This is a genomic window from Candidatus Palauibacter sp. (assembly GCF_965261555.1).
Lineage (GTDB): Bacteria > Gemmatimonadota > Gemmatimonadetes > Palauibacterales > Palauibacteraceae > Palauibacter.
Window position 1 is genome coordinate 134,696 of the sequence record NZ_OZ253465.1, and the last position, 25,727, is coordinate 160,422.

General features: G+C 66.1%; 15 protein-coding genes and 2 rRNA genes. 5 read left to right on the forward strand and 12 right to left on the reverse strand.

Annotated features, from left to right (window positions below):
• Window positions 1-29: 29 nt before the first annotated feature.
• From ACQY5G_RS00540 to tyrS, 4 genes are all read right to left on the reverse strand, one after another.
• Window positions 30-3,410 (reverse strand): SusC/RagA family TonB-linked outer membrane protein, encoded by a 3,381-nt coding sequence (locus ACQY5G_RS00540; RefSeq protein WP_428276002.1) that lies wholly within the window; start codon window positions 3,408-3,410, stop codon window positions 30-32.
• A 335-nt stretch (window positions 3,411-3,745) separates the two neighbouring features.
• Window positions 3,746-5,470 (reverse strand): hypothetical protein, encoded by a 1,725-nt coding sequence (locus ACQY5G_RS00545; protein WP_428276004.1) that lies wholly within the window; start codon window positions 5,468-5,470, stop codon window positions 3,746-3,748.
• A 100-nt stretch (window positions 5,471-5,570) separates the two neighbouring features.
• Window positions 5,571-8,948 carry a SusC/RagA family TonB-linked outer membrane protein gene (locus ACQY5G_RS00550; RefSeq protein WP_428276006.1) on the reverse strand — a complete coding sequence of 1,126 codons (3,378 nt, stop codon included), beginning with the start codon at window positions 8,946-8,948 and terminating at the stop codon, window positions 5,571-5,573.
• Between the two features lie 426 nt (window positions 8,949-9,374).
• Window positions 9,375-10,586: a tyrosine--tRNA ligase gene (gene tyrS / locus ACQY5G_RS00555; protein ID WP_428276008.1), complete on the reverse strand. Its 1,212-nt coding sequence runs from the start codon at window positions 10,584-10,586 to the stop codon at window positions 9,375-9,377.
• A 156-nt stretch (window positions 10,587-10,742) separates the two neighbouring features.
• Here tyrS and ACQY5G_RS00560 point away from each other — a divergent pair, with 156 nt between their 5' ends.
• Window positions 10,743-12,992 carry a penicillin-binding protein 1A gene (locus ACQY5G_RS00560; protein WP_428276010.1) on the forward strand — a complete coding sequence of 750 codons (2,250 nt, stop codon included), beginning with the start codon at window positions 10,743-10,745 and terminating at the stop codon, window positions 12,990-12,992.
• A gap of 29 nt (window positions 12,993-13,021) precedes the next feature.
• Here ACQY5G_RS00560 and ACQY5G_RS00565 read toward each other — a convergent pair whose 3' ends face one another.
• Window positions 13,022-14,323: a thymidine phosphorylase gene (locus ACQY5G_RS00565; protein ID WP_428276012.1), complete on the reverse strand. Its 1,302-nt coding sequence runs from the start codon at window positions 14,321-14,323 to the stop codon at window positions 13,022-13,024.
• Between the two features lie 49 nt (window positions 14,324-14,372).
• Between ACQY5G_RS00565 and ACQY5G_RS00570 the strand changes: the two genes are divergently transcribed.
• Genes ACQY5G_RS00570 through thiE form a run of 4 tightly spaced genes read left to right on the forward strand, consistent with a single transcriptional unit; the run spans window position 14,373 to window position 17,035 of the window.
• Window positions 14,373-14,870 carry a V4R domain-containing protein gene (locus ACQY5G_RS00570; protein WP_428278621.1) on the forward strand — a complete coding sequence of 166 codons (498 nt, stop codon included), beginning with the start codon at window positions 14,373-14,375 and terminating at the stop codon, window positions 14,868-14,870.
• Window positions 14,871-14,872: 2 nt separating this feature from the next.
• The gene (ruvX, locus tag ACQY5G_RS00575; RefSeq protein ID WP_428276013.1) at window positions 14,873-15,337 is read left to right on the forward strand and encodes a Holliday junction resolvase RuvX; all 465 of its coding nucleotides are present in this window, start codon (window positions 14,873-14,875) and stop codon (window positions 15,335-15,337) included.
• On the forward strand, window positions 15,334-16,365 hold the full coding sequence (gene mltG, locus ACQY5G_RS00580; protein WP_428276015.1) for an endolytic transglycosylase MltG: 1,032 nt from the start codon (window positions 15,334-15,336) through the stop codon (window positions 16,363-16,365). Before ruvX ends, mltG begins: the two co-directional genes overlap by 4 nt.
• Window positions 16,366-16,414: 49 nt before the next feature.
• Window positions 16,415-17,035 (forward strand): thiamine phosphate synthase, encoded by a 621-nt coding sequence (gene thiE / locus ACQY5G_RS00585; protein WP_428276017.1) that lies wholly within the window; start codon window positions 16,415-16,417, stop codon window positions 17,033-17,035.
• 433 nt (window positions 17,036-17,468) lie between these two features.
• Here the strand turns inward: thiE and rrf are convergent.
• The 7 genes from rrf to atpH all read right to left on the reverse strand — a co-directional run bounded on the left by rrf (window position 17,469) and on the right by atpH (window position 25,710).
• Window positions 17,469-17,585: ribosomal RNA gene (rrf, locus tag ACQY5G_RS00590) — 5S ribosomal RNA — on the reverse strand.
• Between the two features lie 78 nt (window positions 17,586-17,663).
• A 23S ribosomal RNA gene (locus tag ACQY5G_RS00595) occupies window positions 17,664-20,690 on the reverse strand.
• Between the two features lie 177 nt (window positions 20,691-20,867).
• Window positions 20,868-21,155 (reverse strand): ATP synthase F1 subunit epsilon, encoded by a 288-nt coding sequence (gene atpC / locus ACQY5G_RS00600; RefSeq protein ID WP_428276019.1) that lies wholly within the window; start codon window positions 21,153-21,155, stop codon window positions 20,868-20,870.
• A complete protein-coding gene (gene atpD / locus ACQY5G_RS00605; protein WP_428276021.1) occupies window positions 21,152-22,588 on the reverse strand; it encodes a F0F1 ATP synthase subunit beta in 1,437 nt (478 codons plus the stop codon). The genes atpC and atpD overlap by 4 nt, the downstream gene beginning before the upstream one ends.
• A 61-nt stretch (window positions 22,589-22,649) precedes the next feature.
• Window positions 22,650-23,516, reverse strand: a complete 867-nt coding sequence (gene atpG, locus ACQY5G_RS00610; RefSeq protein ID WP_428276023.1) for an ATP synthase F1 subunit gamma — start codon at window positions 23,514-23,516, stop codon at window positions 22,650-22,652.
• Window positions 23,513-25,126, reverse strand: coding sequence for a F0F1 ATP synthase subunit alpha (gene atpA, locus ACQY5G_RS00615; protein ID WP_428276025.1), 1,614 nt, complete (start codon window positions 25,124-25,126; stop codon window positions 23,513-23,515). Before atpA ends, atpG begins: the two co-directional genes overlap by 4 nt.
• Window positions 25,127-25,176: 50 nt before the next feature.
• Window positions 25,177-25,710: an ATP synthase F1 subunit delta gene (gene atpH, locus ACQY5G_RS00620; RefSeq protein ID WP_428276027.1), complete on the reverse strand. Its 534-nt coding sequence runs from the start codon at window positions 25,708-25,710 to the stop codon at window positions 25,177-25,179.
• Between the last annotated feature and the right edge of the window lie 17 nt (window positions 25,711-25,727).

The window sequence follows — 25,727 nt, forward strand, 5'->3', positions numbered from 1 at the left end:
TCCATCCGAACCCCCGTTCCTGGAGGGCGTCAGAAGACGAGTTCCGCCGAGAAGGTGAACGTTCGGAAATTCGGGTAACCGAAGCTGTCGTAGCGGTTCAAGGTCGCGCTCCCGACCTCCCCGCCGTCTCGCCCGACTTCGGGATCGTACCCGCGGTATGCGGTGAACGTGAACAGGTTGCGTCCGATGGCGTTCAGCGTGACCCGGTCGAACACGTTTCCGAACACGGACGAGGTGAGCGATTCCGGCAGCGTATAGCCGAGTGACAGCTCACGGACCTTCAGCCAGTCGCCGTCCTCGCGGAACCAGGAGTTGTCCGATCCGACGTTGTAGATGACCGAGGCGTAGCCGGTCGGCTTGTTCAGTTCGAGCGGCTTGCCCGTCTGGTCCACGTCCTCGCCCCGCAGTTCGCGAAGCGCCCACTGCGCCGTGTTGTTGTAGATCGAGTGACCCACCGACGACTCGAGGAGCGCGTTCAGGCTGAGGTTCCGATACCGGAAGTTCGTCGCGAACGAAGCGCTGAAATCCGGCGTCGTGTTCCCGAACGGGAGGAAGTCCGTCAGCCGGCACTTCTCCTCGTAGTCGCCAGGGTTCTTGGAGACGCAGGCCGGCGAGTAGTCCTGCACCATGAAGGGATGTCCCCACGCGTAATTGCGGTCGCCGTCCGGAGTGGACACGGTCCCCGTCGTGCCCCACAGCTTCTTGGTGAAGCCTTCCGTGTGGTTGTGCCCCCCGGTGTAGACGAGAAGGCCATCATCATTCACCTGGAAGTTGGCGTTGCAGTCGGAAGCCGACACGCCGACCGGCGACAGGTCCGCACAACTGGTGGCCAGGACTTCGCCCCACATCTCGCCCAGCGGACGACCCTCGGAGACGTAGTAGGTCGACACGGTGTAGTCGGGAACGTCCAGACGCGTGATCTCCTGCCGCGTCCGGTCCCAGTTCAGCCGGAACTGCAGACCCATGTCCTGCCTGTCGATCGCCGCGTAGCGCAGTGAGACCTCGTACGTCTGCGCCGAGATCTCGCCCGCGTTCTGCCACTGGTTCGAGAAGCCCACGAACGCCGCCTGCGGAACCTGCAGCAGCTGATCGTCGGTCGTCTGCCAGGCGTACGTCAGGTCGAGACCAAGGTTCTCGAAGAACACGAAATTGAGCCCCGCCTCGCGCTCCGTCGTGAACTCCGGCTTCAGCGCCCGGTTCCCGAGGTTGATCGGGAAGATCGCGCCCTGTGCGACGCCGAAGGTTTCGTACTGGGCATAGAAGTTCGGACGACCGCCCGCCGTACCCAGCGAGAAGCGCAGTTTCAGCTCATCGATCGCGTCGATGTTCCAGAAGTCTTCCTGCGTCACCCGCCACGCGACCGAGCCGCGGTAGTACGTCTGCCACCGCTCGTCGGGTCCGAACAGCGAGGAGCCGTCGCGACGGATCAGGCCGTCGAGGATGTAGCGGCCCTGGTAGTCGACGCTCGCGATCCCGAACAGCCCTTCCGCCTTGATCGAGCGGACCTGGTTGTTTCCGCTTGTCTCGCCGATGATCGCGCCGAAGTTCGGCACGTCCTGCACCGAGAAGCGGCTGCCGAACACGCCGTTCGACTTGAAGCTCTGGTCTTCGATGAGGTAGCGGGCCTTCGCGCGCACCGTGACGTCGCCGTCCATGAACGTCCGGCTCGCGCCGAGCGTCACGGAGGCATTGATCGCCTCATCGGTGAAGTTGAACTCGCGCAGGCTGCCGCCGGTGAGTTCGCCGGTGCCGCTGGCGCTGGATGTCCGCTCGTTCTTGGGCCGGATCGTGTAGTCGCGGAAGTCCGTCCGGTCGAAGGAGGCGTTCGCCTCGAGCGTCAGCCAGTCGATGGCCGCGGGCGAGAAGTTGAGGTCCACCGACCCCATCGACCGCGTGCGCTTGTCCCGACTGTCGTTCACCGCGAGCAGGTAGAGCGGGTTCGCCTCGATCGACTGCGGGTCCGCGTCGATGTCGGGGTACCCGTCGAACGCCGACACGCCCGTCAGTTCGATCGCGGGCGACATGAAGGTGAGCCGCGAGAAGGCGCCCGTCGTGACCGCCTTGTCGTCCTGGTTGGAGCGCGAGTAGAAGCCGCTCGCCGCGATGTCGAGATCGCCGAAGCGCGTGTCGACGTTCAGGCGCACGTTCTGTCGCTCGAACCCCTCGTCGTCCGGAACGCCGACGTCGAAGGCCGCCAGGCCCTGCGCGACGCGGTCCGCGTTGAGCGTGGCGAGGTTGTCGATGCACTGCGAACAGCTCACCACACCCGCCTCGCGGAACTGGTCCACGCTCACCCGGAAACTCGACTCGCCGAACCGGCCCGTCACGGCGCCGTAGAGGTCCATCGTCTCGCCGGGATCGAAGAACGTGTCCATGTGGTCGAACAGTTCGCCCGGGAACGCCTGGTTCGCGAACGCGGTGGACGTGGTGCCCGGCTCGCCCGGATTGATCTGGTTGTAGAGCAGAGCCGAGCCGAATCCCTGCCGGTTGAGGTCGCGGAAGTCGACCTCGTTGCCCTGCGAGTCGATGAACTTCGAGCCGGACGCGTTCATGGTGTACGGATGCGAACGCACGAGGCCGATGTCACCGACGAGCTGGCCCAGGCCGTACTCGCCACGCGCGAGGACGTTCAGCGAGTTCGTCTGCAGGCCCGTGCCGCGCTTCGTCGTGATCTCGATCACGCCGTTCTGCGCACGCGAACCGTACAGCGACGCCGCCGCCGCGCCCTTCACGATCTCCACGTGGTCGATGTCCAGCGCGCCCACGTCGGAGAGCGAAGCGCCCTCGGACTGAATCACGCCGTCGATCACGATCAGCGGTGACGTGCTCCGGCCGGAGGCGTTGATCGACGTCGGGCCGCGAAGCATGATCGAGGCCGGCTGGCCCGGCTGGCCCGAAGCGGAGATGACCGATACTCCGGCCGCCTTCCCCGCCAGCAGCGAAGAGGCGTCCGCCGCCGGGACCGGAAGGTCCTGCGCCGACAGCCGCTCCACCGTGAACGGGAGCTTCACCTGCGGCGTCTCACCCACCACGCCCGTCACGACGATGTCCTGAAGGCGAAGCGCCGTCTGCTCCACGGCGAAGTCCGCCGTCGCCACCTGACCCGACGCCACCGTCACCGTCTGCGACAGCTCCCGGTAGCCGATCAGGCGAACCGTCACGGTCTGCTCGCCCGCCGGTACGCCGTCCAGCCGGTACGTGCCCTCCAGACCCGACAGCGTACCAATCACCGTTCCCGCAACGAACACCTGCGCGCCGGCCACCGGGGCCAGCGACTCCGCGTCGGTCACCGTCCCCGAGATCGCACCCTGAGCGAGCAGCGGGGCCGCGCCGATAAAGAGCCAGGCGCTCACTGTCGTGGCGGCCAGCGCGCTCGCGCGCTTCCGCCGTCCTGACAACCTGAACAACATGGATCACTCTCCTTGTAGCAGTGAGATCCGTTCGTGCTTCGTATACGACCGTCCTTTATCTGAAGTCAGACCGGGAGGCGCCCGGTGGCGCCCCCGGTCATTTCTCCTCAACCCTTAAAACGAGTAATGATCGGGAGCGCAGGACTGGGGCCCCCGATCATCGTTTTGTAAGCGTTCGCTTCGTCGTTAAGCGCACGCCTCCCGGAACCGTCACTGACGGCGCCGGGAGGCGTCCACACTCCCTGGAAGGGCTGCCTAACCAAAACAACCGCCTTCCTGGTTCAAACCTTCGGGGAGAACCATCCCCCGCCCGGGCCTTGCCGGGCTACTGCCTTCTACCGAACGACGACATCCTCCGCCCGGCGTTCCGCAGCCTGTTGCTCCCGGATGCGCTCAAGCGCATAGGCCGCCCGCTCCAGCGCGGCGTCGAGGCTGCCGGGAACCACGCTCGGCGTAGGATTGCCGGCCGAACTCGCACCGCCGCCGCCGAACGTGTAGATGTCGCGCTGAAGCACTTCGAGGTCGGCAGCGGGAATCGGCAACTGCAGCGCCGTACCCGCTGGCAGGATGTCGTTGCGACGTCCGTGCCAGAACTCGAGTCCGCCGAACACGTTGAACACGTTCTCGAAGTGCTCGAACCACATCGCGTCCCGCAGGTTCCCGCAGCGCCCCTGCACGTCGTACCGCTTCCGCGGCGTGCACTGGCCCGCACCGTTGGACGGGACGGCATCCGTCGGGTTCGACGGCGCCGGGGGGAGCCCGGCTTCCATCCGCGTCTTGTTCACGATCTCCGCGGCGCCCGCAAAGTTGCCCATGCGGTAGTGCGCCTCGGCGATGTATTGATCCATCTCCTGCGATGTCATGTGTTCCAGGGGGCCGGCGTTGCACCCCCAACAACCGAGCGTGTATGCGTCATACCGCATGTCGCCGTAGTGCGACTGCCGGTACGTGCCACGCTCCGGCCGGAAGATGATCGTCGCGTTGTAGCGCGACCTCGGACCGAACGAAGCGACCGAAGGGCTTACGATATCCGACGTGACATCGTTTTCGTTGGCCGGCGGGAACCGCTTATCGTCACCGAATGTCAGCCTGCGCGCGGTGCGCTGCTCCGTCGGGAGCGACAGCCAATCCTGATACTCCCCGGATTGGTCGGCCATGCCCACCCAGTCCATGTGCATCCGGTGCCAGGTGCCGTTCTGCTGTGCAAAGCGCTTGAGCTGATCACGCCATGGGGTGTCTGCCGAATAGTCCACACCCAAGACAACGACATCCCGGATGCCGTTCTGCGCGTTCGAGATGATCTGGCTCCAGTTTGCCCCGGCGGCCTCGGCGTCCGTCCGCGGCAGGTTCGCCGCGCAACGCGCCTTCCAACTCACGAGATAATCCGCCCACTCGTTGTTGTCCCAGGTGTTTCCGTTAATCCATGACTCTTCGAGCGTGAACGATGCCCCTCGGGCCTGGGATTCCGCAGCGTCCAACTGGCCCATGGCGTAGTTGAACATCGCGTTGTAGTCGATCGTATCCAGTTCGCCGCCGAGGTCCGTCGTATGGTCGACGATGAAGGCCTGGTCGTACCACAGCGCGAGCAGGCACGAGAGGATCGCCTGGTTCCCCGCCGCGAAGGCGAGGGCCCGCGCGTTGCGCTCGCCGCCCGGCCCGATCTCGAGACCGGCCTCGATGGCCCGGATCCCGTCCGAGGCCGCCGAGATGCCGCCGTAGGCGTCGCCCCAGTTCGCTTCGAACACGTACGCCCAGCGATACGACGGCGAGTTCGGCAGAGGCTCCCGGGGCTCCCGGCCGAGGTCGTTCTGGCCGTTGTTGCCCCACGTCGCCGTGTGGCGGCTCGACATGTGGTTGAAGGCGAAGTTCGCGTTGGTCCAGTAGTGTCCGATTTCCCAGACCTTGAGGTAGGAGCTCGCGATGAGCGTCTCCACATCGTCCGGGCCGGCCAGTGCACGCGCCCGGTCCGGCTGGTTCAGGTTGTCGACCTGAAGGTCGCAACCCGAAAAGCCGACCGTCAGCGCCAGCGCAAAGGCCGGTAGCGTCAGCTTCCTTTTCATGATCTCTCCGTTGTTCAATCGGTATCTTCGGATCCCCGCGTCGTAACGAGGCCGGGCCGCCCTCCGGAGAGGGCGACCCGCCACTGCCACGGGCAGGGAATCAGAATACCAGTTCGGCCGAGAAGGTGAACGACCGGAAGTTCGGATATCCGAAGCTGTCCACCCGGTTGAGCGCGGCGCTACCAAGCTGGCCGCCGCTCCCACCGACCTCGGGATCATAGCCGCGGTAGTCCGTGATCGTGAACAGGTTCCGGCCGATCACGTTCAGCGTAACCCGGTCGAAGACTCCGCTGAACAGGCTTTCGACGATGTTCTGAGGCAGCGTGTAGCCGAGCGAAAGCTCACGCATCTTGACCCAGCTGCCGTCCTCGCGGAACCAGGAGTTGTCGGCGTTGACCGAGTAGATCGCGGAAGCGTAGCCCACCGGCTTGTTCTGCTCCATCGACTTGCCCGTCTGGTCCACGTCCTCGCCCCGCAGCTCGCGAAGCGACCACTGCGCCGTGCCGTTGTAAATCGACTGGCCCTGCGAGGTCTCCACGAGCGCGTTCAAGCTGAGACCGTGATACCGGAAGTTCGTCGCGAGCGACAGGTTGAAGTCCGGCGTCGTGTTCCCGAACGGAAGGAACTCGGTCAGCGTGCACTTCTCCTCGTAGTTGCCGGGATTCTTCGCCACGCACGCCGGCGAGTAATCCTGCACCTTGATCGGGAGGCCCCAGTGGTACGAGTTGGACCCGTCCGCCGTGGCGACCTCGACCTGAGTACCCCACAGCTTCTTGCTGAAGCCTTCCGTGTAGCCCGCGCCGCCCGTCGGGACGAGGAGGCCGTCATCGTTCACCTGGAAGTTGGCGCTGCAGTCGGAAGCCGACACGCCGATCGGCGCCAGGTCCGCACAACTCGTGGCCCACACTTCGCCCCACAGCTCGCCGAGGGGACGACCCTCAGAGACGTAGAAGTTGCCGAACGTGTAGTCGGGCACATCCAATCGGGTGATTTCCTGCTGCGTCCGGTCCCAGTTCAGACGGAACTGGAGACCCGTGTCCTGCTCGTCGATCACGGCGTAGCGCATGGAGATCTCATACGTCGATGCCGCGATCTCGCCCGCATTCTGCCACTGGCTCGAGAAGCCCACGAACGCCGGCTGCGGAACCTGCAGGAGCTGGTCATCCGTCGTCTGCCACGCGTACGTCAGGTCGAGACCCAGATTGTCGAAGAACACGAAGTTCAATCCCGCCTCTTTCTCGGACGTGAACTCCGGCTTCAACGCGCGGTTCCCGAGGTTGATCGGGAAGATCGCGCCCGCCGAGACGCCGAACGTCTCGTACTGGGCGGCGAAGTTCGGCCGCCCGCCCGCCGTCCCCAGCGAGAAGCGCAGCTTCAGCTCATCGATCGCATCGATGTTCCAGAAGTCCTCCTGAGAGACCCGCCACGCAACGGAGCCGCGATAGTACGTCTGCCACCGCTCATCGGGCCCGAACAGCGAGGAACCGTCGCGCCGAATGAGACCGTCGACGATGTAGCGGCCGCGGTAGTCGGCGCTGGCGATCCCGAACAGCCCTTCCGACTTGATGGCGCTCGTGAAGTTGTTCCCCGACGTCTCGCCGATGATCGCGCCGAAGTTCGGCACGTCCTGCACGGAGAACTGGCTGCCGAACACGCCGTTCGACTCGTAGCCCTGGTCCTCGATCAGGTAGCGGGCCTTGGCGCGCACCGTGAGGTCGCCGTCCATGAACATCCGGCTCGCGCCGAGCGTCACCGAAGCGTTGACGGCTTCTCTGGTGGAGTTGAACTCACGGAGGCGGCCGCCCGTGAAGTCGCGGGGGCCGGTGCCCGCCGTACGCTCGTTCTTGGGCCGGATCGTGTAGTCGCTGAAGTCCGTCCGGTCGAAGGAGGCGTTCGCCTCGAGCGTCAGCCAGTCGAGGGCCGCGGGCGAGAAGTTGAGGTCCACGGAACCCATCGTCCGTGTCCGCTCGTCGCGGCTGTCATTGACCGCGAGCAGGTAGAGCGGGTTCTCCTCGATCGACTGCGGATCCGCATCGATCTCGGGATACCCGTCGAGCGGACTGATCTCCGTGAGATCGATCGCGGGCGACATGAAGGTCAGCCGGGAGAAGGCGCCCGTCGTGACCGCCTTGTCGTCCTGGTCGGAGCGCGAGTAGAAGCCGCTCGCCGCGATGTCGAGATCGCCGAAGCGCGTGTCGATGTTCAGGCGCACGTTCTGTCGCTCGTAGCCCTCGTCGTTCGGGACACCGACGTCGAAGGCCGTGAGACCCTGCGCCACGCGATCCGCGTTCAGCGCGGCGAGGTTGTCGATGCAGACGGAACAACCCACGACGCCGGCCTCGCGGAACTGGTTCACGCTCACCCGGAAGCTCGACTCGCCGAACCGGCCCGTCACGGCGCCGTAGATGTCCAACGTCTCGCCGGGATCGAAGAACGTGTCCATGTGGTCGAACAGATCGTACGGGAACGCCTGGTTCGCGAACGCCGTCTGCGGTGTAGCCGGCTCGCCCGGATTGATCTGGTTGTAGAGGTTCGCAGACCCGAAACCTTGTCGGTTCAGGTCGCGGAAGTCGACCTCGCTGCCATCGCTGTCGATGAACTTCGTGCCGGACGCGTTCATCTCGTACGGATGCGAACGCACGAGGCCGACATCACCGACGAGCTGGCCGAAGCCGTACTCGCCGCGTCCCGTGATGTTCAGCGAGTTCGTCTGCAGGCCCGTGCCGCGCTTCGTCGTGATCTCGATCACGCCGTTCTGCGCACGCGAACCGTACAGCGACGCCGCCGCCGCGCCCTTCACGATCTCCACGTGGTCGATGTCCAGCGCGCCCACGTCCGAGAGCGAGGCGCCCTCGGCCTGGATCACGCCATCGATCACGATCAGCGGCGACTGGCTTCGGCCGGACGCGTTGATCGACGTCGGGCCGCGAAGCGTGATCGAGGCCGGCTGGCCCGGCTGGCCCGAAGCCGAGATGACCGATACGCCCGCGGCCTTCCCCGCCAACAGCGAGGAGACGTCCGCCGCCGGGACCGGAAGGTCCTGCGCCGACAGCCGCTCCACCGTGAACGGGAGCTTCACCTGAGGCGTCTCGCCCACCACCCCCGTCACGACGATGTCCTGAAGGCGAAGCGCCGTCTGCGTCACGGCGAAGTCCACCGACGCCACCTGACCCGACGTCACCGTCGCCGTCTGCGACAGCTCCCGGTAGCCGATCAGGCGGACCGTCACGGTCTGCTCGCCCGCCGGTACGCCGTCCAGCCGGTACGTACCCTCCGGACCCGACAGCGTCCCGATCACCGTTCCCGCAACGAACACCTGCGCGCCGGCCACCGGGGCCAGCGACTCCGCGTCGGTCACCGTCCCCGAGATCGCTCCCTGAGCGAGCAGCGGGGCCGCGCCGATAAAGAGCCAGGCGCTCACTGCTGTGGCGGCCAGCGCGCTCGCGCGCCTCCGCCGTCCTGACAAGTGAAACAACATGGATCTCCCTCCTGTGGCAGTGGGATCCTCTGCGACCCGAACCTGTTTCGAGGGCCGAACCCTCGCCCGACGCGGCCGGGTCAGTACACCGCGTCGAGACCAACCAAAAGAGCCTTCCGGTCTGTCGTTACCTGCACGTCGTGTCGCGTCACTACTCCATTACAACGATTGGCGGAACCGTTTTGCGACGCACCGAACGCCGCAATCTCGGATGCGCAACGAGCAACGAGCCGAAACCGTGCTCCCCGCCACACTCCGAAGCTCGACGATTCTCACACATGGCGCGCGGCCTTTTGGCGCACACCCGCAATTCCCCCGACGAACGGGACCGGGCAACATGAGCGCCGACTTCGGCCCGTGCAAGACCTCGAAGGGACCGCTGCGGGACCCCGTGCGCGGCCACCCGGGCTCCTGAAACCCGGGACATCAGGACCGGAGAGAAACCCGCGCGAAGGTTCGTTTGCCCCGCTGCACGAGGTACTCGCCTTCTCCCAGGCGGAGGTCGCCCTCCCGGATCACGCTCCCGTCCACCCGCACCGCGCCCTGGCGTATGAGGCGACCCGCCTCCGAGGAGGAGGCCGCGAGCCCCGAATCGCGAAGGATATGCGCGATCCAGAGCGTCTCCCGATTTCCGAGCGAGAGCGATACGGCGGGGACATCCTCCGGCACTTCCCGGCGCCGGTGCAGGCGATCGAACGCTTCCCGTGCCTCGTCGGCCGCCGCCGCGCCGTGGTAGCGGGCCACGAGGTCCCCGGCCAGCCACCGCTTGGCGGCGAGCGGATCGGTCTCCGCCTGGGCGCGACGCGAGGCGAGTGCCTCGCCGGAGGCGCTCGATACGAGCACGAGCCACTCGTCGAGCAGCGTGTCCGGGATCGACATCACTCGCCCGAACGTCTCTCCCGCCTCCATCGCGATGCCGACGTAGTTGCCGTAGCTCTTGGACATCTTCCGATGCCCGTCGGTCCCGCGCAGAAGCGGCATGATGAGGCACACCTGCGGCTCCTGGCCCGCGCGCTCCTGAAGCGTTCTCCCCAGCAGCAGGTTGAACCGCTGATCGGTGCCGCCGAGTTCGACGTCGGCCCGCAGCGCGACGGAATCGTACGCCTGCATCATCGGATAGAGGAATTCGACGAGGCTGATCGGACGCCCCTCCCGGTGGCGCGCGGCGAAGTCGTCGCGCTCGAGCATGCGGGCGACGGTGTACTGCGAGGTCAGCCGCAGGATGTCCGCCAACGCGAGGCCGGCGAGCCATTCGCTGTTCTTCCGGATCTCGGTCGCCTCCGGATCGAGGATGCGAAACACCTGGTCTTCGTAGGTGGCCAGGTTCAACTCGATCTCCTCCTCGGACAGCATCGGCCGCGTCTCGTCCCTTCCGCTCGGGTCGCCCACGCGGGCCGTGAAGTCGCCCATCACGAAGACCACGCGGTGGCCGAGTTCCTGGAATGTCCGCAGCTTGTGGATCGACACGCCGTGGCCGATGTGGAGATCGGGCCGCGTCGGATCGAACCCCTGTTTAATAAGGAGAGGCCGATCCTCTCGCGCCGAACGCTCGAGCTTGGCCACGAGTTCGTCTTCGGGGACGATGGACTCGGCTCCCGCCCGGATCCGGCGGATCTGTTCGTCTACGGGGAGAAACATCTGCGCCTGGTGTCGGTATATTCCCTATCGTCCCGTCGCGTGTTGCTCCCGCCGGGGACGGCGTGACGATAGAATCGGGCCATCGGCGGTTCGACGCGAGGGGTCGGCTGCGGAGAAGAGTGTGAACCGCCGGGAGATTGCAGGGGGAGCATGGGGATGAGGCGGCGACGACGAGCCGGGCGCCGGGCGCGGGGCGCGAAGAAGGGGACGCCGAAGAAGCGAAGCGGCGCGAGGCGCACCCGGGCGACGGGACGCAAGCAGGCAACGGGACGACGGGGGAAGGGCGCGCGCGGTTGGGCCGGTCTCATACCCCGACGGGCTCTGGCGCTCACGATCCTGGTCGGCGGCGGACTGGGGGGAGGCGTCGCGTGGCGCGGGTGGACGCACGTCTGCGACGAATGCCCCTCCATCGCCCAGATCTACGCCTTCGAACCCAGGGAAGCGACGAAGCTCTTCGCGGCGGACGGATCGCTCCTCGCGGAACTCGCCATCGAACGGCGGACGCCTATCCGGATGGAGGGGCTGCCGCGCCATGTGTACAACGCCTTCATCGCGGTCGAGGACAAGCGTTTCTGGGGGCACGCCGGGGTGGACCTGCTGCGGACGACCCGGGCCTTTTTCGATTTCCTGATGAGGGGGTACGGGGCCGCAGGCGGCAGTTCGATCACGCAGCAGCTCGCGGGCAACATGTTCGAGAGTTCCGTGAACCGGCGCGACATCAGCATCCGGAGGAAGCTGCGCGAGATGCGGGTCGCGATCGATCTCGAGCGCGCGTACAGCAAGTGGGAGATCCTAGAGGCCTACCTCAACCAGATCAATTTCGACGGGGTGTTCGGGGTCCAGGCCGCGGCGGAGCGCTACTTCGGAAAGACCGCTGCGCAGCTCAATCTGCCGGAGGCGGCGCTGCTCGCGGCCATCCCGCGGAATCCGGCGGGGTACAATCCTATCCGCCGCCCCGAGCGGGCCGTCGGACGGCGCAATCTCGTCCTTCAACTGATGGCCGCCCAGGGACTCGTGAGCGTCGAGGACGCCGAGGCGGCGAAGGCGTATCCTCTGGAACTCGCGAGGGGAGCCCGCATCGAGCAGGACGCGCCCTACTTCGTGGAATGGGTGCGGCAGCGGCTCTACGATCGATACGGCACCGACATCTACGAGAAGGGGTTTCGCGTCTACACGACGCTCGACCCGGATCTCCAGACGGTCGCGGATTCCGCGCTTCTCGCCCAGCTGGAGTGGGTGGACCGCCACCCGGCCTATTCCGGCGTCACCTTCGAGGAAGTGCGGGCTTGGCCGCCCGACAGCCTGTACCAGGTGAGCCGCGGAGGCGCGGAGATGCCGTACGTGCAGGGGATGTTCATCGCGCTGGACGCAGCGACCGGCGACGTGCGGGCGATGGTGGGCGGGCGCGATTTCGGCGACTCCGAGTTCAACCGCGCGACCCAGGCCATCCGGCAGCCGGGTTCGGTGTTCAAGCCGTTCGTGTTCGCGACGGCGATCGCGGCCGGGATCCCCGCATCGGAGATCATCTACGACCAGCCGTACTATCTCGAGAATGTCGGCGGCGATCCCTACGCGCCGCGCAACTTCGACAACGACTTCAAGGGTCCGCTGACCCTGCGGCGGGCGCTGGCCCGGTCCATCAACATCGTGGCGGTCAAGCTGGGGCAGCGCGTCGGCGAGGAGTCGTTCGCGCAGATGGCCGAGCGCATGGGCATTTCATCGACGGTCCCGCGGGTGCCGTCGGCCGCGATCGGCTCGATGGACGTTCGTCCGATCGAGATCGCCAGCGCCTACAGCACCTTCGCGAACCTCGGCGTCCGGGTCTCTCCCCGCTCGATCCTGCGCGTGGAGAGCAAGGACGGCCGCGTGCTCTGGGAGAGCCGTGTCCAGCGTGAGCGGGTACTGGAGCCGGACATCGCCTGGATCGCCCAGTCCATGCTGCGTGATGCGGTGGACCAGGGGACCGGGACGCTGGCGGTGAGGTCTCGCTATGCGATTCCCTTCTCCGTTCCGGTGGCGGGCAAAACGGGAACGACGAACGATGCGACCAACACCTGGTTCGTCGGATTCACGCCGGACCTCGTGACGACGACGTGGATCGGGCTCGACCGGCCGCGACGCATCTACAACGGCGCCACGGGTGGAGGCACGGCGGCGCCGGTCGGAGCCGCAGTGCTCGCACACTACTACGAGACGCACGAACACCCCGACCCGTGGGAGCGGCCGCCCGGTCTCATCGAGCGGATTGTGGACGAGACCACGGGGCTGCTGTCCACGCGCTGGTGTCCGATCGAGGCCAGTTATGTGGAGATCTACCTCGAGGGGACGGAACCGACCGAGACGTGCGACGAGCACGGTCCGTGGAGCGCGCACGCCCCCGGCGGGCGAGATTTCGCGCGACGCTAGCATGTCCGTGGCAAAGCCCCTGCGGCCGTTCAGGCGATCCGCTCCAGGATCAGCGGTTGCGGCGCGGCTGGCTCGGGAGAGACCCGGATCGCGTCCGCGAGGCGGTGGGCGGCCGTCGCGGCGCTCGCCGTGTCCGCCGCGTTTACGGTGACGAGAGGCTCGCCTTCGGAAACCCTGTCGCCGGCGTGGCGGTGAAACTCGAAGCCCACCCTCGGATCGACCGCATCCTCGACGCGCCGGCGACCGGCCCCGAGCTCCACCGAAGCGACGCCCACCCTGCGAGCGTGGACATCGAGCCAGCCGGAGCCGGGGGATCGGAAGGGTTCGCGGATCGGGGCCGTGGGGAGGCGCCCGGGGTCGTCCGCCACCTTCGGATCCCCTCCCTGGACCTCGATGAGCCGCACGAAGCGCTCGAGGGCGGCCCCGCCATCCAGGATCGCGCCAAGCTCCGCCGCCGCCTCTTCGGCGCCGGGAGCGCGACCGACGGAGACGAGTAGCTCGGCGCTCAGCGCGAGCGTGACTTCGCGCAGATCCGCGGGCCCTCCGCCTCTCAACGTCTCGATCGCCTCGCGCACCTCCAGCGCGTTGCCGACGGTGCGGCCCAAGGGGGCGTTCATTGCCGTGAGGAGCGCGCTCGTCCGTACCCCCTCGGCGGCCGCGAGATCGACCATGGTCCGCGCCAGCCCGCGCGCCTGCTCGAGGTCGGTGATGAAGGCGCCACGCCCGCACTTCACGTCGAGCACGAGCGCCCCGATCCCTTCCGCCACCTTCTTGGAAACGATCGAGGCCGCGATCAGGGGTGGGGAAGGCACGGTCCCCGTCACGTCCCGGAGGGCGTAGAGACGTCCGTCGAGCGGCGCGATTTCCTTCGTCTGGCCGATCATCGCGCACCCGACCTCATCGAGAATGACCCTGAACCGTGCCAGATCCACGGACACGTCGAAGCCGGGGATCGCCTCGAGCTTGTCCAGCGTCCCCCCGGTATGTCCGAGACCGCGACCCGAAATCATGGGGACGCGAAGTCCGGCTTCGGCCAGGAGAGGCGCCAGGATGAGCGAAACCTTGTCGCCGACGCCGCCGGTGGAGTGCTTGTCGACCGCCGGTGGACCATCGTCCTCGAACCGCAGTCGCGCCCCGGAGTCGATGATCTCCCGGAGGAGCACCGAAAGCTCGGCGGGATCCAGCCCGCGGATGAACGCGGCCATGAGGAAGGCGGACATCTGATACTCGGCGACGTCTCCCTGAAGATATGCGCGCAGGAAGGCCTCGAGTTCGTCGGAAGAGAGCCGCCGGCCGTCTCGCTTCCTCTCGATGATCCGGGTGGGGAGCATGGGGCGCCAACCTTGTCCGGCCCCGGCCCCCTGTCTAGCTTTTTGGGTGATGATCACCCCCACGCAGGTCCCTTCCGTCATCCTGCCGAGGTCGGTCCTCGCGGATCTCTTTCACCGTTGCGCGAGCCTGGGCGACGCCGGTATCGCGGTGTTGAACGAGGCGGGGGACCGTACCGGAGCGGAGGCCGTCGCCCTGCTCGGCGACTCGCCGGACGCGCTTCCCGCAGCGGAGTTCTGGGCTTTTCTCGACGAGATCCTCCGGAAGGCGGGCCTCGGATCGATATCGTTCAAGCCCGGGGGAGGAGCGTCCGCCGCCATCGCCTGGCGTGACCCGCCGGAGGCGACGGCGGCCGGGAATGTCCGCTGCCACTTTTCGGCCGCGCTGTTGCGCGGCGTTCTGAGCCGCGTGGCGGACCGCGCGGTGGAAGTCGCCGAGGTGCAATGCAGCAGCGGCGGGGAGCCATGCTGGTTCGTGTTCGGATCCGCGGAGGCGATCGAACGACTGCGGACCGGCGGTCAATCGCGGGCCGGGGACCAGGCGCACTGAGCATGCCCCGCGGTCGTTTGATGGCGCTCGACTACGGCCGGCGCCGCATCGGGGTGGCCGTCACGGATCCGACACGGACGATCGCGGCGCCCCACGGCGTGGTGGAGAGGTCCAACCGACGGGCTCCGGGAACCGCAATCCCGGGCGCGCTGACCGAACTCGTGGCGGAAACGGATCCGTCCGCCATCCTCGTGGGTATTCCGTTCTCGATGGATGGGACCGCGGGGGAGATGGCTGAAGAGGCGCGGGCTTTCGCCCGGGCTGTGGAGGAAGCGACGGGAGTACGAACGATCGAGTGGGATGAGCGGCTTTCCACCGCCCGGGCGGAACGAGAGATCCTCAGCATGGACTTGCCTCGAGGCCGACGGCGGCGGAAGGGCCGGACGGACGAAATGGCCGCGGCGTTGATGCTCTCCGCTTACCTGCGCAGCACCCCTGCCGGCGCCGGCGTCCCTCGCGGCTCATGAAACGCCGGTCGAAGGGAACGGGCATTCGCCTGCTCCTCGCCGCTCTCGCCGCCATGGCGCCCGTGGCATACGGGTTTGTCTCCGCCGAGTTCCGGGGCCGCGGCGTTCCCGATGGGTCGGTGGTCGAGGTCCTCGTCCCGGATGGCGCCGCGTCGCTCGCTGTCGCGGACGTGCTCCGGACGCAGGAGCTGATCTTCCATCCCCGGATCTTCGACGCGTACGTGCGCCTCAAGGGTCAGGGGCGGCAGTTGAAGGCCGGCCGGTACGAGATTCCGCGCGGCGCCTCGTACACCTACCTGCTCGAGGTGCTCCGAACCGGAGCCGTCGTTACAACGCCGCTCACGATCCCCGAGGGTCTTCGGATCCCGCAGGTGGCGGAACGCCTGGCCGCCTACGTCGGCGATTCGACCTCGGCCGTCCTGGCCTACCTGACGAGTCCGAAGCGGGTCGGGGAGCTGGGCGTGCCGGGCCCCACGCTGGAGGGGTACCTGTTCCCGGAGACGTATCGATTCGCCGATGGTGTCGGACTCCCGGTCATCGTCCAGGCGATCGTCGGACGATACAGGGATTTCTGGGGGATCGAGGAGCGCGCTCAAGCTGCCGCGCTCGGCCTGGATGAACGAGAGATCGTGACGCTCGCGAGCATCGTCGAGAAGGAAGTCCGGTGGGACGACGAGCGTTCGGTGGTCGCGGGGGTCTACTGGAACCGCCTTCAGCGCGACATGCTGCTGCAGGCGGATCCCACGGTCCAGTACGCGCTCGGCGAGCCGCGCGCGCGTCTGCTCTACCGGGACATCGACTCCGTCGCCGATCACCCCTACAACACCTACACGCAGCAGGGACTGCCGCCCGGGCCCATCGCTTCGCCGGGCGCGGCCTCGCTGCACGCCGCCCTCCGGCCCGCCGACCACGAGTACATCTTCTTTGTGGCGCGAAACGACGGCTCGCACGAATTCACCCGGACCCTGCGCGAGCACAACAACGCGATAAGCCGGATACGCCTCGACCGCGAGCCGGCGGAACGGTAGGACGAGAAGGACCATGCCCGGCTCGCCCGCGTCGGATGGCTGGCCTCTGATGGTGATCACGCACCCGCGGCCCGCCTGCGGCCGATCCCTCGAGCAGGTCGTGGCCGAATGCGTGGACGCCGGTGCGCCCGCGATCCAGCTCCGGGACAAGACCGCGGACAGCCGGGCGCTCACCAGGACCGCCGCGCGGCTCCGCGCGATCACGAAGTCCGCGGGCGCCACGCTGATCGTGAACGACCGTCTCGATGTCGCGCTCGCCACCGGCGCGGACGGCGTCCATCTCGGCCCGGATGATGTCACCGTCCCGGCGGCCCGTGACATCGCCCCGCCGGACTTCATCATCGGCTATTCCACCGATGATCCCGAGGAGGCTCGTCGCGCCGGGGCTGCAGGAGCGGACTATCTGGGTGTCGGAGCCGTGTTCGGCACGCGCTCCAAGCCCGGTCTCGCCAACGAAGCCATCGGTCCCGACCGGGTCCGGCTCGTCCGGGAGGCCAGCCGCCTCCCCTGTCTCGGAATCGGCGGCATCACGCTGCAAAACGCCCCGGAAGTGCTGGAAACCGGCGCGGGCATCGCCGTCCTCTCTACCGTAATGTCCGCACCGGACCCGGGCGCCGTCGTACGAGAGTTACTGCCGATCGCCCGGGGAGAAGGAGGATGTCGGCGCTAGCTTGCTGGTGAACGCCGCGGCGATGCCGACTGGCCGGGGCGCTCCCCGTCGCGCGGCGGCACCGACGCACGGGAGGCGGACTGGCAGGCGTTCAAGGCTGGCGCCAGCGCCGACACCCTCCTCCTCCCCGGAGCCAGCACCCTGCGAGCGTGCTCCACCCCGCGACGATCGGCACCCCGGTCCCTCGCCTACTCCCCCGCATTGGCGGCGGGGAGGGCGAGGGGAGCCGTCGGCGGTGGCGCCAGCCTTGAACGCCCTCCGATCCGCCCGACCTGCGATCCGCTCGAACCGCGACGATCGGCACCACGGCCCGCGCAGCATGGCCGCGGCGTTCACCAGCAAGCGACCGCCGACGGCTCCCCTCGCCCTCGCCCACCCCGATGCAAAAAAACGCCTCGCATCCGTAACGGACACGAGGCGTTCTCGAAAAAGTCGCCGGCAGCGACCTACTCTCCCAGGGCGTCCCCGCCCAAGTACCATCGGCGCTGAGGGGCTTAACTGCTGGGTTCGGGATGGGACCAGGTGTTTCCCCCTCGCTAAAGCCGCCGGCAATCCGGGATCCGGCCAACGAGTCGAGTGCAGGGCGATCGAGCGCGCTGAAGCGCTTATCGACCTCATATGGAAGATATGGATCAAGCCTCACGGATGATTAGTACGGCTCGGCTGAGGCGCTCACACGCCTTACACCTGCCGCCTATCTACGCAGTCGTCTCCTGCGATCCTTCAGGCACCTTTGCGGTGCGGGAGATCTCATCTTGAAGTAGGCTTCCCACTTAGATGCTTTCAGCGGTTATCCCTTCGCGACATAGCTACCCTGCGATGCCCCTGGCGGGACAACAGGTACACCAGCGGTCACTCCACTCCGGTCCTCTCGTACTAGGAGCGGCTCTCCTCAAATCTCCAACGCCCACGGCGGATACAGACCGAACTGTCTCACGACGTTCTAAACCCAGCTCGCGTACCGCTTTAACGGGCGAACAGCCCGACCCTTGGGACCTTCTCCGGCCCCAGGATGCGATGAGCCGACATCGAGGTGCCAAACCGCCCCGTCTATGTGAACTATCGGGGGCGATAAGCCTGTTATCCCCGGCGTACCTTTTATCCGTTGAGCGACGGCCTTTCCACACAGAACCGCCGGATCACTAAGGCCTGCTTTCGCATCTGCTCGACCTGTCGGTCTCGCAGTTAAGCTCCCTTATGCCTTTGCACTCTTCGCGCGATTGCCGACCGCGCTGAGGGAACCTTTGCGCGCCTCCGTTACCTTTTGGGAGGCGACCGCCCCAGTCAAACTACCCGCCTGACACTGTTCCCAGACCGGATTCACGGCCCCAGGTTAGAATCCAGACATCGCAAGGGTGGTATTTCACCAGTGGCTCCACAGAACCTGGCGGCCCTGCTTCAATGCCTCCCACCTATCCTACACAGACGGTGCCCGAACCCAATATCAGGTTATAGTAAAGGTGCACGGGGTCTTTTTGTCCTGCCGCGGGTACTCGGTATCCTCACCGAGACTCCAATTTCGCCGAGCTCTTGGTTGAGACAGTGCCCAAGTCGTTACGCCATTCGTGCAGGTCGGAACTTACCCGACAAGGAATTTCGCTACCTTAGGACCGTTATAGTTACGGCCGCCGTTTACCGGGGCTTCATTTCAGAGCTTCGCCGAAGCTAACCCTTCCATTTAACCTTCCGGCACCGGGCAGGCGTCAGTGCCTATACGTCGTCTTGACGACTTTGCAGACACCTGTGTTTTTACTAAACAGTCGCTTGGGCCGATTCTCTGCGGCCGATTTCGGCTCCCCTGCGCGAGGCAGGATCACCTACCGCCGGCTCCCCTTCTCCCGAAGTTACGGGGACATTTTGCCGAGTTCCTTAACCAAGACTCACTCGAGCGCCTGAGGCTACTCGCCTCGCCCACCTGTGTCGGTTTGCGGTACGGTCACACGTACTCCTCGTTCACGAAGCTTTTCTTGGCAGTACGATTACGGTCCCTTAGCGAAGTCCGAAGACTTCTTCGGCATCGGATCTCGGCTTCACCAGGCGGATTTGCCTACCCGGAAACGCCTACCTCCTTACATCGTTCATGTCCATTGAAACGACGGACCTTTCACCTCTGCGTCCCTCCGCGAACTCAAGCGCAGTATCGTGTGGTACGGGAATGTTGACCCGTTTTCCATCGGCTACGCCTTTCGGCCTCACCTTAGGGGCCGACTAACCCTGAGCTGATTGGCATGGCTCAGGAAACCTTGGGCTTACGGCGACAAGGGTTCTCACCTTGTTTCTCGCGTACTCATTCCGGCATTCTCACTTGCCTGCGCTCCACGGGTAGCCTTCCGGCCCCGCTTCACAGCTCAGGCAACGCTCCCCTACCCCGCGCGCAGATGCGCGCAGCCTTAGCTTCGGTGGCTAACTTGAGTCCCGACCATTATCGGCGCAGATCCGCTTGACTGGTGAGCTATTACGCACTCTTTCAAGGATGGCTGCTTCTAAGCCAACCTCCCAGTTGTCTCCGCAAATCCACCACCTTTGTCACTTAGCTAGCACTTGGGGACCTTAGCTGAAGGTCTGGGCTCTTTCCCTCTCGCGCACGAACATTATCGCACGTGCACTTCCTCCCTGAGACCAACTAACGGGCATTCGGAGTTTAGTAGGGGTTGGTACCCGGTTTAGGGCCCTAGCCCTTCCAGTGCTCTACCTCCCGCAGTCTACACTCAGAGGCGATACCTAAATATCTTTCGGGGAGAACCAGCTATCTCCAGGTTTGATTGGCCTTTCACCCCTATCCACAGCTCATCCGAGCAGTTTTCAACCCACAACGGTTCGGTCCTCCACGAAGCATTACCCTCGCTTCAACCTGGCCATGGATAGATCACTCTGGTTTCGGGTCTGTCCCCAGCAACTCTTACGCCCAGTTAAGACTCGCTTTCGCTTCGGCTCCGCCGCTGAACGGCTTAACCTCGCTACTGAGGAACAACTCGCCGGATCATAATGCAAAAGGCACGCGGTCACCCGACGTCTCTCACGAAGAGAGGGTCGAGCTCCCACCGCTTGTAGGCACACGGTTTCAGGATCTGTTTCACCCGCCTCCCGGCGTACTTTTCATCTTTCCCTCACGGTACTCGTTCGCTATCGGTCACGGACGTGTATTTAGCCTTGGCAGGTGGTCCTGCCGGATTCAATCGGGATTTCACGTGTCCCGACCTACTCAGGAATGATCCAGAGATCGCGACGTCGGCTTCGCCTACGGGGCTGTCACCCTCTATGGCTTGGCTTTCCAGACGGATTCGACTCACCGTCGCGCGACGCTCCGAGAGCCGGCAGACTCTCACGAACCACCCTGCTACCCCATGGAAGCAACGGCTGCCGCCTTGACACCTCCATGGTTTGGGCTCTTCCCCGTTCGCTCGCCGCTACTGAGGGAATCACGGTTGTTTTCTCTTCCTCGAGGTACTTAGATGTTTCAGTTCCCTCGGTTCGCTTCCCAACGCCTATGTATTCAGCAAAGGGATGACCGGGCATCACCCCGGCCGGGTTTCCCCATTCGGAAATCCGGGGATCAACGCTTGCTTGCAGCTACCCCCGGCTTATCGCAGCTTGCCACGTCCTTCATCGCCAGTCCGTGCCTAGACATCCACCCTGTGCCCTTGATCGCTTGATCCATCTTCGTTGACGGCATCAAGCACCTCAGACGCACTCGGCGCCCAGCACTCTCACTCGCTACCAGATTGTCAAAAAAGCGGACCCCGCAAGACGCCCCAAGGCGCTCGCAGGGAAGACAGGTAAAATAGGGTCGGTTCGTAGGAGCGTCAAGCACCCGCCACGGACCCCGAAAGCGTCAGCTCTCCGCTGCCGGCTCCACCTCTTCGGCGAGGACGGCGACCGTGTTGTCGAGGACCTGCAGGAAGCCCCGGGCAACGCGGAAACGGCGCGAGCCGTCGTCCGTACGGATGCGAAGGAGGCCCTCGCCCAGCAGGACAACCATGGGCGCGTGGCCGTACAGAATCCCCAGTTCACCGTCGTGCGCGGGGGCGATGATCGACGTCGCGGCGCCGGAGAAGGCGGCGGCCGACGGTGAGATCACCGTGACGTTCAATCGCCGTTGGGCGGACGCCGTCGCCGTCATGCGGCCTCTGCCTCCAGCTTCTTCGCCTGCTCGATCGCCTCCTCGATCCCGCCGACCATGTAGAACGCCTGTTCCGGCAGGTGGTCGAACTCGCCCTCGACGACCCGCTCGAACGACTCGATCGTCGTCTCCAGCGGAACGTAGCGGCCCGGGATGCCGGTGAACTGCTCGGCCACGTGGAAGGGCTGCGACAGGAACTTCTGGATCCGCCGGGCCCGGTTCACGATGACCTTGTCCTCCTCGGAGAGTTCATCCATCCCGAGGATCGCGATGATGTCCTGCAGGTCCTTGTAGCGCTGCAGCGTGCGCTGCACCGCCGTCGCCACGCGGTAGTGCCGCTCGCCCAGGAACTGCTCGCTGAGGATGCGGCTGCTGGAGTCGAGCGGGTCCACGGCGGGGTAGATTCCGAGTTCGGCGATCTGGCGCGAAAGGACGGTCTGGGAGTCGAGGTGCGTGAAGGCCGCGGCCGGCGCCGGGTCCGTAAGGTCGTCCGCCGGCACGTAAATCGCCTGCACCGAGGTGATCGAGCCCCGGGTGGTCGACGTGATGCGCTCCTGAAGGTTGCCCATTTCCGTGGCGAGCGTCGGCTGGTAGCCCACCGCGCTCGGCATGCGGCCGAGCAGCGCGGACACCTCGGACCCGGCCTGGCTGAAGCGGAAGATGTTGTCGATGAAGAGGAGGACGTCGAGCCCTTCCACTTCGCGGAAGTACTCCGCCACCGTGAGGCCGGTGAGTCCGACGCGAAGGCGCGCGCCCGGCGGCTCGTTCATCTGTCCGTAGATGAGCGCCGTCGAGTCGATGACGCCCGATTCCTTCATCTCGAGCCAGAGGTCGTTCCCCTCCCGGGTGCGCTCGCCCACGCCGCAGAAGACGGAGCGGCCGCCGTGCTCCTGCGCGATGTTGTTGATGAGCTCCATGATGATGACGGTCTTGCCGACGCCGGCGCCGCCGAAGAGTCCCGTCTTGCCGCCCTTCACGTAAGGGGCGATGAGATCCACGACCTTGATTCCGGTGACGAAGATCTCCGTCTTCGGCTCGAGGTTCTGCAGCGTGGGCGACTTGCGGTGGATCGGCCAGCGCTCCGCCGCATCGACCGGACCCAGCTCGTCCACGGGCTCGCCGAGGACGTTGAGGATGCGGCCCAGCGACGCCTCGCCGACGGGCGCCGAGATGGGATGTCCCGTGTCCACGACTTCCATCCCGCGCGTCACGCCGTCCGTCGCGTCCATCGCGACGGCGCGCACCTGGTTGCGTCCGATGTGCTGCGCCACCTCGCACACGAGGTCGTGCACGGTCCCGTCATCGTCCTCCCAGGACAGGGAGAGCGCGTTGTAGATCTCCGGCAAATGCTCGGGCTCGAACTCCGCATCGATCGTGGGTCCGATGACCTGCACGACCTTCCCTTTGCCTCGTTCGGTCGATCCTTCAGACATATGTCAGCCTCATGGCTATCGGTTCTCGGGGGCGCCGCCGCCCCTGTACGCTGTTCGTCCGTTACCCGTCCAACGCGTCCGCGCCGCCGATGATCTCCGCGATCTGATTCGTGATCTCGGCCTGGCGGGCGCGGTTGTACGTCCGCCGCAGGTTGTCGAGGAAGTCGTTGGCGTTGTCCGTCGCCGATTTCATCGCCGTCCGGCGGGCCGCCTGCTCCGCCGCCGCCGTCTCCAGGAGCGCGCTGTATGTCGAGTTCGTCACGTAGAGCGGCAGGAGATGGTCGAGGATTTCCTCCTCCGACGGGTCCAGGATGTAGAAGGGCTGCGGGCCCTTGCGCGCCTCCCCTACGCCGACCGGGAGCACCTGCCGGACCGAAGGGGGCGTGCTCACCATGTTCCGGAACTCCGCGAAGACGAGCCGCACGGCGTCCAGCTCGCCGGCCACGAAGCGGGCGGCCAGGTCGTCGATGAGCGCGCGGGCGTCATCCGTCGTCGGAGGATCCCCCAGGTCGTTGCGCGTGTGCGCCATCTCGACGCCGCGGAACCGGAAGTACGAGATCCCCTTGTTCCCGTAGACGTGGAACTCGACCCGGGCTCCGGCTTCCTCCAGTTCGGCGAGCTGCGCCTGCGCGGTGCGAATGAGATTCGCGTTGAAGGCGCCGCACAGCCCGCGATTGCTCGTCACGAGCACCACCGCGGCGCGTTCGATGCGCGCGGGCTGGCGCAGCAGAGGCCGGGATTCCGCCAGATCCGGCGTGGCGAGCCGGGCGATCATGTCCATCAGTTCGGCCGAGTAGGGACGTGCGCGGATCACCCGCCCCTGCGCCTGCGCGAGCTTGGCGGTCGCGACCATCTCCATGGTGCGCGTGATCTTCTTCGTGCTGTCGACGGATTTCATCCGCCGATAGATGTCCCTCGACTTGCTCATGCCGCGGCGTCCGAGGCGTCCCCTCGGGAGGCGTCGTCATGGACGAAGGTGTCCGAGTAGGACTCGATCGCCTCGCGGAGCGCGGCTTCGGTTTCGTCCGACATCACGTTCTCCGCCCGGATCGCCTCCCCGACCTCCGGATGGTTCGTGCCCATGTACTCGAGGAACCCGACCTCCCAGCCGCGAATCCGCGACACGTCCAGGTCGTCCAGGAAGCCCTGGGTGGCCGCGAAGATCACCATCACCTGCTCCTCGACCGGCATCGGCTCGTACTGGCCCTGCTTCAGGATCTCGACGGTGCGCCGGCCCCGGTCCAGCTGGCGCTGCGTCGCGGCGTCCAGCTCCGTGCCGAACTGCGCGAAAGCCTCGATCTCGCGGAACTGCGCCAGGTCCAGCCGCAGACGTCCGGCGACCTTCTTCATCGCCTTGATCTGGGCGTTTCCGCCCACGCGCGAGACCGAGATCCCCACGTTCACCGCCGGGCGCACGCCCGAGTAGAAGAGGTCGGTCTCGAGGAAGATCTGGCCGTCGGTGATCGAGATCACGTTCGTCGGGATGTAGGCGGACACGTCGCCGGCCGCCGTCTGGATGATCGGGAGCGCGGTCAGCGAACCGCCGGGCTTCCTGATGTCCGGGTGGCCGGCGATCGCGTCGGGATCGTTGCTGATCTTGGCGGCCCGCTCGAGCAGGCGGCTGTGCAGATAGAAGACGTCGCCCGGGTATGCCTCGCGCCCCGGCGGGCGCCGCAGGATGAGCGACGCCTCGCGGTAGGCGTCGGCCTGCTTCGTGAGGTCGTCGTAGATGACGAGGACGGCTTTCCCTTCCTCGTACATGAAGTACTCGCCGATCGCGCACGCGGCGTAGGGGGCCATGAACTGCATCGGCGCGGGCTCCGACGCGTTCGCGGCGACCACGACCGTGTAGTCGAGCGCGCCCTCCTCGCGGAGCTTTTCGACGATGCCGGCGACGGTCGAGCCCTTCTGCCCGATCGCGCAATAGACGCAGACGACGTCCTCGCCCTTCTGGTTGATGATCGCGTCGATCGCCACGGCCGTCTTGCCCGTGCCCCGGTCCCCGATGATCAGTTCCCGCTGGCCGCGGCCGATCGGAATCATGGAGTCGATCGCCTTGAGACCCGTCTGGAGCGGCTCGTTCACCGGCTGGCGGTACACGATGCCGGGCGCCTTCCGGTCGACCTTCATGTACGTGACGGTCTCGATCGGCCCGCGGCCGTCGCGCGGCTGCCCCAGCGTGTCCACGACGCGGCCGAGAATCTCCGGACCGACGGGTACGGAGAGGACGCGGCCGGTGCGGCGCACCGGATCTCCCTCCTTGAGGGCCAGGTAGTCGCCGAGGATCACGGCGCCGATGTTGTCTTCCTCGAGGTTCGAGGCGAGACCGATCACTGAGACCCCGGTGTCGCGGGACGTGATCTCCAGCATCTCGTTCGCGACGCACGTGGAGAGACCCCAGATGCGGGCGACGCCGTCCTTCACTTCGAGGACCTCGCCCACCTCCTCGATCCGGAGTTCCTCCTCGTAGCGGTCGATCTGCTCGAGCAGGGCCTTCTTGATCTCGCTCGCTCGAAGGGAGCTGTCGAAACCTGTCATCGTCTTCTCTTCTCTATTTTTCGTTACCGAGCGTTTCGTTACCGGGCGTCTCAGTACAGTTCGCGCCGCATCTGCTCGAGTTGCCGCCGCAGCGAGGCGTCCAGCAACTCGTCGCCGACGCGAATGATCACCCCGCCCAGAATCTTCGGGTCCTCGTGGAACTCCGGGACGACCTCCCGCTCGAAGCGCCGCTCCAGCGCCGAAACCACCTCGTTCCGGACGCGATCATCCGCCTCGAAGGGCAGCGTCACCGTGGCGCGGACCCGTCCCGCCCTCTTGTCCAGAAGATCGCGGTAGGCGCGCGCGATCCCCGGGAAGGCCCGCTGTCGGTGGCGGTCCAGGATGACGAGCAGAAAGCGGACGAAGAGATCCGGCGCCCTTCCGGAAAGCGCCGCCTGGATCGCCTCCTTCTTCTCGAACAGCGACACCGCGGGCACTTCCAGGAAGCGCTGAAAGTCCGGGACGCTCGTGTACAGGTCCCCGATCTCCTCGATCAGCCGCCCGTACTCCGCCTCGCTCCCGTCCCGCGCCGCGAGTTCGAAGAGAGTCGCCGCGTAGTTGCGGGCCACCGCCGACGCACTCATCGCTCCGTCACCGGTCC